General features: G+C 51.2%; 11 protein-coding genes. 7 read left to right on the top strand and 4 right to left on the bottom strand.

Going from position 1 to position 12,252, the window contains the following annotated elements:
• Positions 1-27 precede the first annotated feature (27 nt).
• Positions 28-609 carry a hypothetical protein gene (locus tag ATL17_RS11495; RefSeq protein ID WP_133572931.1) on the top strand — a complete coding sequence of 194 codons (582 nt, stop codon included), beginning with the start codon at positions 28-30 and terminating at the stop codon, positions 607-609.
• Position 610: 1 nt separating this feature from the next.
• Here the strand turns inward: ATL17_RS11495 and ATL17_RS11490 are convergent, their stop codons facing one another.
• Genes ATL17_RS11490 through ATL17_RS11475 form a run of 4 tightly spaced genes read right to left on the bottom strand, consistent with a single transcriptional unit; the run spans position 611 to position 5,018 of the window.
• Entirely contained in the window at positions 611-1,378 is a 768-nt protein-coding gene (locus ATL17_RS11490) for a class I SAM-dependent methyltransferase (RefSeq protein ID WP_133572930.1), read from the bottom strand.
• Between the two features lie 3 nt (positions 1,379-1,381).
• Complete coding sequence (locus ATL17_RS11485; protein ID WP_133572929.1) at positions 1,382-2,857, bottom strand: hypothetical protein; 1,476 nt, start codon at positions 2,855-2,857, stop codon at positions 1,382-1,384.
• 9 nt (positions 2,858-2,866) lie between these two features.
• The gene (locus ATL17_RS11480; protein ID WP_133572928.1) at positions 2,867-3,796 is read right to left on the bottom strand and encodes a DUF6384 family protein; all 930 of its coding nucleotides are present in this window, start codon (positions 3,794-3,796) and stop codon (positions 2,867-2,869) included.
• A 34-nt stretch (positions 3,797-3,830) separates the two neighbouring features.
• Positions 3,831-5,018 carry a cell surface protein gene (locus ATL17_RS11475; protein WP_133572927.1) on the bottom strand — a complete coding sequence of 396 codons (1,188 nt, stop codon included), beginning with the start codon at positions 5,016-5,018 and terminating at the stop codon, positions 3,831-3,833.
• Between the two features lie 132 nt (positions 5,019-5,150).
• Between ATL17_RS11475 and ATL17_RS11470 the strand changes: the two genes are divergently transcribed.
• The 6 genes from ATL17_RS11470 (at position 5,151) to ATL17_RS11445 (ending at position 12,229) form a co-directional block, all read left to right on the top strand.
• Entirely contained in the window at positions 5,151-5,645 is a 495-nt protein-coding gene (locus tag ATL17_RS11470; protein WP_133572926.1) for an SRPBCC family protein, read from the top strand.
• Positions 5,646-5,777: 132 nt separating this feature from the next.
• The gene (locus tag ATL17_RS11465) at positions 5,778-7,031 is read left to right on the top strand and encodes an ABC transporter substrate-binding protein (protein ID WP_133572925.1); all 1,254 of its coding nucleotides are present in this window, start codon (positions 5,778-5,780) and stop codon (positions 7,029-7,031) included.
• Positions 7,001-8,749: an ABC transporter permease gene (locus ATL17_RS11460; RefSeq protein WP_246028692.1), complete on the top strand. Its 1,749-nt coding sequence runs from the start codon at positions 7,001-7,003 to the stop codon at positions 8,747-8,749. Before ATL17_RS11465 ends, ATL17_RS11460 begins: the two co-directional genes overlap by 31 nt.
• Positions 8,750-9,394 carry an ATP-binding cassette domain-containing protein gene (locus ATL17_RS11455; RefSeq protein ID WP_133572924.1) on the top strand — a complete coding sequence of 215 codons (645 nt, stop codon included), beginning with the start codon at positions 8,750-8,752 and terminating at the stop codon, positions 9,392-9,394.
• A gap of 210 nt (positions 9,395-9,604) precedes the next feature.
• Positions 9,605-10,621, top strand: a complete 1,017-nt coding sequence (locus ATL17_RS11450; protein WP_133572923.1) for a BMP family lipoprotein — start codon at positions 9,605-9,607, stop codon at positions 10,619-10,621.
• Positions 10,622-10,651: 30 nt separating this feature from the next.
• Positions 10,652-12,229, top strand: a complete 1,578-nt coding sequence (locus tag ATL17_RS11445) for an ABC transporter ATP-binding protein (protein ID WP_133572922.1) — start codon at positions 10,652-10,654, stop codon at positions 12,227-12,229.
• Positions 12,230-12,252: the final 23 nt, after the last annotated feature.

The following is a 12,252-nucleotide window of genomic DNA, read 5'->3' as shown; positions in this document are numbered from 1 at the left end:
CTCATTGAAAGATGAGAGGGTATTTTCATGTTTAAGTCTACCCGATTGGCGGTTTTGCTGCTGGCACCATTTGCACTCAGCGCTTGTGTGTCGCTCAGCACCATTGGCACCATTCAAACCATGTCGAAACTTGATGTGGTCAATGATCCTATCGAAGATATGGTGTTTGCGGTGGAAGCTGACAGCAGCCTGAAACCGGTGACGGAAAAGACATTTTTCGTGTTTTCACTAACGCCAGAAGGCGGCAAAACACAAAAAACATATGTGGGATTACGGAAAGCGGAAGCAGGAGAAATCCCCGGCGCAAACATGAACGTGCCAGCGGGGCAAAACCTGCATGTATTTGTGTTCCCAGACGTGGAAAAATCAAAGTTAAAAACCATTCAGGCCGAAGTGCGCAGGCTTAAATCTGAGAAAATTCAAGGCAGCTTGGCCATTGGTGTCGAACCAGAATTTTGCCGCACCACACCGCAAATTGCGTCAAACTCAAAGTTCAGCATCTATGTCGCTCGCAACCAAACGGAAACATTGATGCCATTACTTGCTGATATGAAGGTGAAAGAGCTGGAAGCAAAAGGTGGCCCAAACTTCTTGGCGCCGTGTAAATAGACTAAAGCCGTGTCGCGCTGAACGCCTCAGTCACATAGGGGAAAGAAACTTGCTCTTTCCCTTTCAGCGCGTCATGTGTCGCCGTTAGTTGCCGCAGCTGTTCAGCAATCTCAGCTTGAACCTCTTCGGGTTGCGCGGCGATGAAGCTGACAGACAAGAAGCGATTAACGATCACTTCCTCCGCTGGGCCGTCATGGCTTTGCATAAAACTTTGCTTTTCCAGCGGTGAAAAGTGAGGTGAGGGGAGCGGCTTTTGCCAATCCCCTTTATAATAACGCGGCGCATCTCCCTCATAGGGCGTGATCAGTTTGGTGATTGCCGCCACCCAATCCACATTTTCGTCGCGTACATTCCAAATCAAACCCAGTTTGCCGCCGGGGCGAAGCACGCGGGCCATTTCATTCACCGCAAGATCACTGGCAAACCAGTGGAAGGATTGTGCGCAAATTAATGCATCGACACTTTGATCCGGCAAAGGAATGTCCAACGCGTTACCCTCAGGCGTTTCAACTTGCGGCAGGTTGGCCTGGAGCGTCTCGCGCATGGCAGCCACTGGCTCCACTGCGATCACATGGTCTGACACTTCGCAAATCCGTTTGGTGAACTTGCCTGTGCCGGCGCCTAAATCCACAACTTTGCTGTTTTTGCCCACAGCCAAAGCGTCTCGCATCCAGTCCAAACTCGCCGCCGCATAATCTGGTCGCCCAGATTGATATTTATCGGCATTTTTCTGATAGCCGGTGCTGGCGCTTTGGTGAATGCTGGTCATAAACTAGAACTTGCCGCCAGTTTTAAAGCCGCCGTGATCGCGTTTGCCTTTTGATCCGCGCGGCGTGCTGCGTGGACGGGAAAACTCCGATGAGCTAGACCCGAATGTGCCGTAATCTTTCGATTTGCGGCGCTTCTTTGAGCTATAGGATTTGCTGCCCCATGGATTACTATATTGATCCTTGGAGCGGCTGCGTTTTGGACCGCGATATTTTTGTGCCTTTTGCCATTGGCCCCAATAATTGGAAGCGCTGATGGCACCCTTCAAAAACTCTCCCAAAAGGTCTTCCACCAGATCATCATCAAAATCAAATGATGGGCGGTCATAGCGCTTTTGCTTGAATTCCCATTCAATATCTTCGAGCTCGCGCCGCCGAACTGCAAGTGTTTTCAGTCGATCTTTGCTGGCATTGATCTCCGTCTCCAACGCAACGATTTCAGTGCGCACCGCATCGATCTTGCGCACAATCTGGTCATCTTCGCGGGTGGAGGTTTGCCGGGCAGCCGCATAAAGATCTTCTAACCCTTCGCGCTGCAGGCCAGAGGCAAGCAAATCTACAGCTTCACGATAGGCTGGATTTTTGCCTTCAGAGAATTTCCGCTGCCGATGCACCAACTCGTCCCGTTGGTCCTCAAGCTCAACCAGCCGTGCATCAATAGCAGCAATAATCTCTTCTGAACGATCTGCGGTTTCGCGGGCCGCTTTGCCGCCATGGGCATCAAACGCTGCATCCTCAAGCGCATCCAGCTTTTGCCGCTCGGCATCAATTTCATCTTGCAGATGGTCCGCATGCTCGCGCAAGCGCATGGGAATTTCGTTCAGAATAACAAAATTAGGCTTGGCATCGTGATAGCGCACCATGCGCGCCACCCAACCATCCAACATGCGGGTGATGTTGCTCGCTTTATAGGCATTGGTGTTATAGCCACGCTCAAAAAGATACATAAACAGCGGATCGTTGCGATAAGGCGCGCCTTTTTCTTCGCGATCTTTTTCTGCAACGCCTGCTTTTTCGTCGGCGTGGTTAAAGGTGGCCACAGCGTCATCAACCGCTTGTTTCTGTACTTGATATTTGGCGTCCTTATCAAGGTCGGCAAAAACTTCAGCGCTCAATTGGTCTAGCTTTTTCTGCGCGGCCTCATAATCGGCCATGGCCGCATCGCGCTTGTCGCGTGTGGCTTCAATGTCTTTATCCACATCCGCCAAAAGTCCAGAAAGCTCATCCAGCTTGCTGGCATGGCGTTGCAAAATCTCGTTGGCTTCCTTTTCCGCGCGCGAAATATAGTCGGTGACTTCTGTGCGCTTTTGCGGGTCAAGCCGCACCTTCGCAAGCGCGGAAAATTGCTCGCTTTCCACTTCGCGCAGCCGCGCAATCTTGGCCGATGCATCGGCGGAAGATCGGGTGAGCGAACGCTCTTCATCGCGAATGTCGCGCATTGAGCGATCGAGCCGACGCAGTGCTTCTGGACCTGATACCATGCTAATGCCCTACCACTTTGTTATCGCGCCGCCCAAAACTGGCTGCGTGTAATCCACATTGAGATAGCCAAATTCTTTCAGGCCCATAATGTTGTTTTGAATGATTCCATCATCCAGCTTGTCGTCGCGAATGGCTTCAAACTGCACTTCACTTACGCGCACACCCCATTGCTCAACTGTTTCAGCAAGGCCAGATTCTTCGTTGGTGATGCTCTGGGGTAAAATATTGCCGTCAGGCCCAATGGCCTCAACAATGATGTAATAATTGCGTGCGTCTTGGTTCACGTCTGGATAAGTCCAAACGCCAGTGTCTGCGCCTTCGCGGTTCACCACTTGCACGCGATATTCGCTTTGCAATGTGGAAAGCAATACGTTGAGATCGCTAAGGAATTTCTCTGCCGCAACTTGATCGCCAGCGCTTGCGGCCAACTTGCCGCGGTCGGCCAGCTCTGCCGCTTGCGTGTTCGCTGCGTCAACCTTTGCGGTGGCTTCAATCTGCGTCACAAGTTGATCAAACTGGGCAGGCAATTCTGTGCTCAAATAGGTTTGCGTTGCCGCCGCTTGCCCTGCTTGCATGGGCTGATAAACCAGAAAATAGCCAGAAAGGCCAATGCCGAGCGCCAGGCCGACGCCCAACACCCATTTGCCCCAACGGCCGCGTGACACATAGGCACGCGCAAGCATATATCCAAACCCGCCCGTGGGCGGGTTGTAAGTGAAACGAGATTCTTTGAGTGCGTTCACGCCCTCTTGCAAAATGTGATCGGGCACATCAATGCCCTGCTGGTGATAGATTTCGCGCAAGCGATCCACCAATGTGGAGGCTCGGTTCTCTTCATTCAGTTCCCGCGCCACCAGATCATTGCGATGGCGCAGTGTGTCCACCACGTCCATCGCCATCATTACATCGTCAAGCGGTAAAGACTTGTCTTTGTTCAAAACGCTTATCCCGTTTCGTCTCTATGCCGTTTGCTTAGCTTTGCTTTTGTTCAACCAAAAGCGTGTTGCCTTCGGCGGCCAATTTCGCCAAACGTTGCTTGCCATCTTCAACAGCATCGCGGATTTCGGCTGAGTTTTTGGTGGATTGCTCACGCATCTCATTGATGATTGTGCGAGACTTCTCTTGGAAGTTTACAACACTATCCACCAGCTTTTTCACTGCATCAGCGCGAATGGTTGGGCCGTAACCAGCTTTAAGTGCTTCTTCTTGCACGCTGTCGCCAATCTCCGCCAAAGTTTCAAGGCTTTTAGACATGCCTTCCTTCATCGCGTTCAAGGTTTCAGTGCTTTCATGCAAGCCAAACAGGCCGGTGAAAGACGCGCTCAATGCGGTCAACACAGTCTCGTTGGTTGAGAAGAAGGAGATGGATTGCTGATAAACCCGCTCTTTGGCGTTGGTGGTTTGCATCAAGCGCGCCATGATCACTTCTGACGTGTTGTAAGAGATTGTCAAATTGTCAGAAAGGTCTTTCGCAATCTGGTAACGACGCTCTTCTTGCTGCATTTCGCGCAACCGTTCGTCGCGTGCCATTTCCAACCGAGCACGGTCAGCCGGCGTGCCATCAGCAAAGTTTTCCAACTCTTTTGTGGCATTGCTCAAATGCTCTTTGCGCTCATTCAGTTTGGCTTCTGCTTTTTCAAGCACTTCAAGCGCCATCACTTCAGATTGCTTCAGCGCACCGCGGAAATCGCGGTAGGCTTCCAAAATAGTATGTTCGCGATCAACTTGATCTTTCGTGTCTTTGGTGACTTCAAGATAAGTGGTGCGGATTTTGTCAAAGCGAGTTGGAATGTCGCCGCGTGTCACTTTCATCCAAACGTTGGATGCGCGCTCCAGCAAGTCCAACTTGCCATCTTCTAGCTGGTCCACCATGCCTTTGGCATCGTCGCGGATGCTGTCAAAGCCATTGGTGATGTCTTCATAGCGCTGGCCAATATTCATGGCCGCAATTTGTTCGCGCACAACTTCGTTGAAAATGCTCGCTTGGTTCAACGTCCGGCCAATCAAAATGACGCGGGTTTCATCCAAATCGGTGATTTCTTGCAGAAGGCCGGTAATCGGCGCCTCTTCAACAGTTTCTGGCCAAAGGCCCATTTCGCGGATCGCGCCCACTGCCTTGTCTAGATATTGCAATGGTTTTTCAGCGAGTTCATTAGCCATAATTGTTTCCCCATTCAGCCTTGGAACCAAAAGTGTTAGACAATTCTTTTATCTTCATCAATTGACACAGTGCAAGCATGTTACCATGTGTTGAAGATATTGGAATTGTTTCGCTTGAGGTAAAGGCCTTTTATGAAATTTGTTGGACATTACCGCATCACAGCCCCAAGATTGTCGGTCTGGGAAGCGCTAAATGATACAGACGTGCTTAAGGCCTGCATCCCCGGTTGCGACCGGATTGAGTGGGTGGATAGCGAAAATCTGGAAGCCTCAATCACCGTAAATTTGGGCCTGATGAAACCGACATTTGTGGGCGATCTAAGTCTGTCGAATGTGGAGCCTGCCCGGGCTTACACGCTTTCAGGCGGCGGTCGCGGCGGGCTTTTGGGCCTAGCGCGCGGCGCAGCAGATATTGAATTGCAAGATTGGGGATTGGCCAACGAGGCCTGCATTTTAAAGTTTGAGGCCCATGGTGAAGTTTCCGGTTCTATCGAAAAACTAGGCTCAAAAATCGTAGGTAAAAGTGCCCAAGGGGTGATTGATCGGTTCTTCAGCCGCTTCGCTGCGCAAATTGACGCAGAAGCCATCCCGGTGGAAACGGAAGAGCCCGCCGCATCGGATCAATAAAAAGATCAAGTATATTCTCACACTTATGTGAGCAAGAGTTGTTGCCCTAAGGGGCTGTACTTCTCGCGCCAATCGCGTATCAAATATCTGCAATTGTTCGATCAATAAGCACTCACGTGCGAAGGATATTTTATGCGTAAAAATCGGTTTTTCCGTTCCCCCGCCGCAAAGCAATTGGCCCTTGCATCAATTATTGCCTTAGGTGCGCCTACCCACGCTTTGGCGCAGGATCAAGCGCCAGACCCTGCAAATTGGGAAAGCGTTTTGGAGCAAGCTCAGGGCCAAACCGTTTATTTTAACGCGTGGGGCGGGGCGCCAAACATCAATAATTATATTGCTTGGGTGGGCGACAAGCTGAAAGCCGAATATGGCGTCACCCTCGAACATGTAAAACTTGAAGACACTGCAACCGCCGTCAGCCGTGTGATCACGGAAAAAGCTGCGGGCCGCGATTCTGGCGGCTCAGTCGATCTTATTTGGATCAATGGCGAAAACTTCGCCGCCATGAAAGAGCAAGGCCTGCTCATTGATGACAATTGGGCTGAACAACTTCCCAATTATCAATATGCCGACATTGAGGGTAAGCCGACCCTGACCTACGATTTTACCGTGCCAGTTGAAGGGCAAGAAAGCCCATGGGGCATGGCGCAATTGACCTTCTATTATGACAGCGAGATTTTGCCGGAGCCGCCAACCTCACTTGAGGGCCTTGCAACCTGGGCCGAAGAAAATCCTGGGCGCTTTACTTATGCCGCCCCACCAAACTTTATCGGCACTACATTCTTGAAACAGGTGTTGTATGGTGTGGTGGATGACCCATCCATCTTGCGCGAGCCTGCCACCAAAGACGTGTTTGACGAGGCAACAGCGCCGCTTTGGACCTATTTGGAAGAGATCAAGCCGCACCTTTGGCGCGATGGTGCAATTTACGCCAAGGACACAACCCAGTTGAAAAATCTGCTGGCCGATGGCGAAATCGATATCGCAATGACCTTTAATCCCGGCGAAGCATCATCAGCCATCAATGCTGGTGAATTGCCGCCAAGCGTGCGGTCCTTCGTTATGGACTATGGCTCTATGGGCAACTCACATTTTGTCACCATTCCCTACAATGCCAACGCAAAAGCAGGGGCCATGGTGGTAGCAAACTTCCTGCTTTCCGCAGAAGCACAGGCGCGCAAGGCTGACGAAAATGTTTGGGGCGACCCATCTGTTCTGGCCATCAATGCCTTGCCTGCAGAACAAAAAGCCTATTTTGACGCATTAGAGCTGGGCGCGGCCACTTTGCAAGGCGAGGAGTTTGGCAAAACCTTGCTCGAGCCTCACGCAAGCTGGGCGACCATGCTTGAGGAAGAATGGTCAAAACGCTTCATGCGCGATATGTAATGCACATGACCAATCGGGCGCTGAACATCTTATTTTGGGCAGCGCCCTTTCTTGTGATCCTCCTGCTCACCGCGCCGCTTTTGGCGGGCTTGCTAGGTGTCGCGGCACCAGCATTAGGCTATTTCCCAACATTGGGCGGGCTAGAACTTACTTGGGATCATTTGCACAAAGCCATGCATGTGCCTGGCTTTTGGCATTCCGTGCATCTGTCCATATGGATCGGTTTGGCCACCACGCTTATTTCCTTTGTGATCGTGGTTGGCTTTTTCGCGGCCTTTTGGGATGCGCCGATATTCGGCAAAATCACGCGTTTTATCTCCCCGCTTATGTCGGTGCCACATGCCGCCGCCGCATTTGGCTTTGCGTTCCTGTTCGCGCCCTCTGGCTGGCTGATCCGGATTTTGTCGCCTTGGGCTACAGGCTTTGACCGCCCGCCAGATTGGCTGATCATCAATGACCCGCTGGGTTATGCATTGTTGGCAGGGTTGGTGCTGAAAGAAGTGCCCTTTCTGTTTCTCATGTGCCTCACTGCCGCGTCCCAAATCAATGTGGACCAACGGCTGAAGCTGGCCCGCACGCTGGGCTATGGCCGCATTTGGGCGTGGCTCACCGTGGTTATGCCCGCGCTCTATCGGCAAATCCGCTTGCCGATTTTTGCCGTGATTGCTTTTTCCAGCTCGGTGGTGGATGTCGCCCTGATCCTTGGTCCAAACTTGCCGCCAAGTTTGCCCGTACAGATTTTGCGCTGGATGAACGATCCTGACATTGAAATGCGCTTCGTCGCCGCTGCGGGCGCCGTGTTCCAGCTGGCCGCAACACTGGTCGCCTTGCTCATCTGGCGGTTGCTCGAAATGCTATGCAGCTATTTGATGCGGCAAATGCAAACCAAAGGCATGCGCCACCAAAATGATCAGATTTTGCGCGGCCTGTTCAGTGGCACCATGCTCACGCTCGTGCTGATTTCCATGGCCAGCCTGATCATTCTCGGCATTTGGTCTTTGGCGGGTTATTGGCGTTTTCCAGAAGCCTTGCCACGCAGCATGAATTTTAGCCGTTGGATGGAAAATGCACCCTATTTCTGGGGACCAACATTTAACGCCATTCAGATCGGCATTGTGGCCACATTGATTTCTGTCGGCCAGACGCTGATCTGCCTTGAAAATGAATGCCGCCACAATATCCGGCTGACCCAAAAAGCGTTGCGGCTGATCTATCTGCCGCTGATTGTGCCGCAAATTGCCTTTATCTCTGGCATTTCCATTTTGCTGGTGCGCTACGGGTTAGATGGCAGCTTTTGGCCCGTTGCACTGATGCATGTGGTGTTTGTGTTTCCCTATACCTATCTGGCGCTGGAAGCGAGTTTTCATGATCTGGACCCGCGCTATATGCAAACCGCTGCAGCGCTTGGCAAATCGCAAAACCGCATTTTCTTTCAAATCAAATTGCCCATGTTGCTGCGGCCAATTTTAACGGCGTTGGCGCTAGGCTTTGCTATTTCAGTCGCGCAATATCTCCCAACCTTGTTGATCGGGGCAGGGCGCGTACCCACCATCACCACAGAAGCGGTGGCCTTGGCTTCCGGCGGGGATCGGCGTTTGATTGGCATTTATGCGTTGGTGCAAACCTTGCTGCCAGCGGTCGGGTTTGCGTTGGCATTGGCCTTGCCTAAACTGCTTTATCCCAACAAAATTTACTTCGCCAAACAGCGGGAGGCCTAAATGGTCGAACATAGTCTACACCTGAAAGATTTGCGCATCTCGCTGGGCGATGAATTGCTGTTCCATCTGGACGCTGAAATCAAAGCTGGGGAAGTGTTGAGCGTTATGGGGCCATCCGGTTCGGGCAAATCGACTTTGCTCAACGCCATTTCAGGCTTCCTCTCGCCACGTTTTACGTGTGAAGGGCAAATACTTCTCGATGGGCAGGATGTAACCCATCAAGACCCAAGCTTGCGCAAAATCGGACTGATGTTTCAGGACCCGCTTCTTTTCCCTCATATGAGTGTGGAGGACAATCTGCTTTTTGCTTTGCCCCGTGGCGGCAGCAAGCATGAGCGGTGCGAAAAAGTGCGTGAAAAATTGCGGGCGGTAAATCTGGAAGAGCTTGGCCCGCGCGATCCGCTCACCCTTTCTGGTGGCCAACAATCGCGCATTGCGCTAATGCGTTTGCTTCTATCAAACCCACGCGCTTTATTGCTGGATGAACCGTTTTCTTCGCTCGATGTAGAGTTGCGGGCGCGGGTTCGGCAGTTTGTTTTTGCACAGGCGCGCGAGAATCGACTGCCGGTTTTGATGGTTACCCACGATCAGGCGGATGCAGAGGCTGCTGGCGGGCCAATTATTAACCTCTTGAATCATAAATAAAAATTTCTTCCGTTCGGTCAAAAATGCAATTATTTTTACCAACTGGTTAAAAAAATCTTGAACTTTTTGTAGGGGATAGGTAACGATTGCGTGGGGATTTAGGCGTTTTTACTTGCGGAGGGACCAAGAAAACGCTTGAATTAAAAACACCACATTTAGACCCTAGGGTTGGTCTTGTTACGTGTGGATAAGTTGACAAGGGAGATATTCATGTCAGTCCAGAAGAAGAAGTTCACCGGCGCGAAAGCCGTTCTCGGTACAGCCGTATTCGCTGCATTGATGACAGGCACCGCATTGGCAGAACCTGCATTGATTTATGATGCTGCCGGCAAAAACGATAAGTCATTCAACGAAATGGCTTGGAACGGTGCCGAAGCATACGCAAAAGAAACTGGCGAATCTTATCGCGATTTTGAAATTCAAACTGATGCCCAGCGCGAGCAGGCTTTGCGTCGTTTCGCACAGCAGGGCTCTAGCCCAATCGTTGTGCCGGGCTTCACATGGGCCGAGCCATTGACCGTTGTGGCGCAGGAATTCCCAGACACACACTTTGCAATCATCGACTCTGTTGTTGATCTGCCAAACGTGCGTTCTGTGTTGTTTAAAGAGCAAGAAGGTTCATACCTTGTTGGCGCTTTGGCAGCCATGAAGTCTGAATCAGGCACAATCGGCTACGTAACAGCGTTTGACTTCCCATTGTTGCAAGCATTTGGTTGCGGCTATGTGCAAGGTGCAAAAGCTGTAAACCCAGACATCGAAGTGCTTCAAAACTTCATCGGTACAGACTTTGGTGCGTTTAACGACATCAACACTGCTGGCGAAGTTGGCCGTTCACAGCTTGAGCGTGGTGCGGACGTGATTTACGCCGCTGCTGGTGCTGCTGGTGAAGGTGCGTTGCAAGCTGCAGTTGATGCTGGCAAATACGGCATCGGTGTTGACAGCAACCAGAACTATTTGTTCCCAGGCAACATGCTCACTTCAATGGTGAAGCGCGTTGACGTTGCGGTTCAAAATGCATTCAACGACGAATTGAATGGCAACTGGTCTTCAGGCGTTCAAACACTTGGCCTTGCTGAAGGCGGTGTTGGCGCAGCTATGGACGAGTACAACGCAGAACTTGTGACTGACGAAATGATGGCGAAGATCGAAGAATTGTCTGCAAAGATCAATTCTGGCGAAATTCAAGTTCATGATTACCGGTCAGACAATTCCTGCCCAGTTTCTTAAGTCGAACTAAGAACGGAATGGTAACTCGACATGGTTGAGAACCAAACGAGCTCTGCCCAGCAGCCTGCAAAGGCTGCTGGGTCAGCACATGCGATTGACTTGAAAAAAGTGTCCAAAGCATTTGGGCCCGTTCAAGCCAACAAAGACATTGATTTGACCGTTAAGCGCAATTCAATCCACGGCATTGTGGGGGAAAATGGCGCGGGTAAATCCACCCTCATGTCCATCCTTTATGGGTTTTACACCGCTGATAGCGGTGAGATTTGGGTCAATGGTCAATTGGTGAAAATCAAAGATTCCAGCCACGCATTGGAATTGGGCATCGGCATGGTGCACCAACATTTTATGCTGGTGGAAAATTTCACCGTTTTAGAAAACATTATTCTTGGGGCAGAAGGCGAATTTCTGCTCGATTCCAGCAAAGCCAAGGCGCGTGATGAACTAACGCGACTGGCCAAAGATTATGGGCTGGATGTAGACCCAGATGCGCTGATTGAAGATCTGTCTGTGGGGCAAGAACAGCGCGTGGAAATTCTTAAGGCACTTTATCGCGGCGCCGACGTGTTGATTTTGGACGAGCCGACTGGCGTGCTAACGCCAACCGAAGCCGACCAATTGTTCCGCATTTTGGAGCAGCTGCGCGATGAAGGCAAAACCATCATTCTGATCACTCACAAATTGCGGGAGATCATGGCGGTAACGGACACAGTTTCTGTGATGCGCCAGGGTGAAATGGTGGGCACCATCGCCACAGCAGACACATCACCTGAGCAACTTGCTGAAATGATGGTTGGCCGTCGCGTTTTGCTGCGTGTGGATAAAACGCCAGCCAAACCTGGCGATGTTGTGCTGGAAGTCAAAAATCTCTCTGTGACGGACGAGATTGGCGTGCCGCGGGTTAAAGATGTCAGCTTTAATGTAAAAGCTGGCGAGATTGTCGGCATTGCGGGCGTGGCTGGTAATGGTCAATCGCAACTGCTGCGCGCGATTTCCGGCATGGAAGCGCCGCTTCTTGGCGACGTGCGCATCAATGGCGAGCTGGTCCGTTTTGAAGGCGACGATAGTGCTGCAAAAGTGCGCGAAATGGGCCTCGCCCACGTGCCAGAAGATCGGTTGAAAATGGGATTGGTGACCCAATTCCAAGAGTGGGAAAACTCGCTGCTCGGCTATCACGATTCCGAAAAATATGGATCAGGTCCATTCCTATCCGTAAAGGATGCCATCGCAGACGCTGAAAAGCGGATCGAAATGTTTGACATTCGTCCGCGTAATCCACGGTTGAAAACTGCCAATTTCTCTGGCGGTAACCAGCAAAAAGTGGTGTTGGCGCGCGAGATGGATCGTGAACTGGATGTTCTGGTTGTTGGCCAACCAACGCGCGGCGTTGATATTGGCGCGATCGAATTTATCCATAAGCAAATTATTGAACTCAGAGACCAAGGCAAAGCTGTGCTGCTTGTGTCTGTAGAGTTAGATGAAATCCGCGCCCTATCAGATCGGGTGCTGGTGATGTTTGATGGGGAAATAGTCACAGAGTTGGCGCCAGACGCCACAGAACGTGACTTTGGTCTTTCTATGGCCGGGGTTGATCCCAAAGAGGGGGCTTAACAAATGTCCGGAGTTTGTAAGAA

This window comes from Maritalea mobilis, assembly GCF_004363175.1.
GTDB classification, from domain to species: domain Bacteria; phylum Pseudomonadota; class Alphaproteobacteria; order Rhizobiales; family Devosiaceae; genus Maritalea; species Maritalea mobilis.
Note: the sequence above shows the minus strand (reverse complement) of the source record. Positions and strands in the feature narration are given on the sequence as shown.

What these genes read in the sequence shown, in the direction of transcription:
- ATL17_RS11485 (WP_133572929.1), bottom strand. Translation starts at nt 2,857, where the DNA reads ATGGTATCAGGTCCAGAAGCACTGCGTCGGCTCGATCGCTCAATGCGC.
- ATL17_RS11470 (WP_133572926.1), top strand. Translation starts at nt 5,151, where the DNA reads ATGAAATTTGTTGGACATTACCGCATCACAGCCCCAAGATTGTCGGTC.
- ATL17_RS11455 (WP_133572924.1), top strand. Translation starts at nt 8,750, where the DNA reads ATGGTCGAACATAGTCTACACCTGAAAGATTTGCGCATCTCGCTGGGC.
- ATL17_RS11460 (WP_246028692.1), top strand. Translation starts at nt 7,001, where the DNA reads ATGGTCAAAACGCTTCATGCGCGATATGTAATGCACATGACCAATCGG.
- ATL17_RS11475 (WP_133572927.1), bottom strand. Translation starts at nt 5,018, where the DNA reads ATGGCTAATGAACTCGCTGAAAAACCATTGCAATATCTAGACAAGGCA.
- ATL17_RS11465 (WP_133572925.1), top strand. Translation starts at nt 5,778, where the DNA reads ATGCGTAAAAATCGGTTTTTCCGTTCCCCCGCCGCAAAGCAATTGGCC.
- ATL17_RS11445 (WP_133572922.1), top strand. Translation starts at nt 10,652, where the DNA reads ATGGTTGAGAACCAAACGAGCTCTGCCCAGCAGCCTGCAAAGGCTGCT.
- ATL17_RS11495 (WP_133572931.1), top strand. Translation starts at nt 28, where the DNA reads ATGTTTAAGTCTACCCGATTGGCGGTTTTGCTGCTGGCACCATTTGCA.
- ATL17_RS11450 (WP_133572923.1), top strand. Translation starts at nt 9,605, where the DNA reads ATGTCAGTCCAGAAGAAGAAGTTCACCGGCGCGAAAGCCGTTCTCGGT.
- ATL17_RS11490 (WP_133572930.1), bottom strand. Translation starts at nt 1,378, where the DNA reads ATGACCAGCATTCACCAAAGCGCCAGCACCGGCTATCAGAAAAATGCC.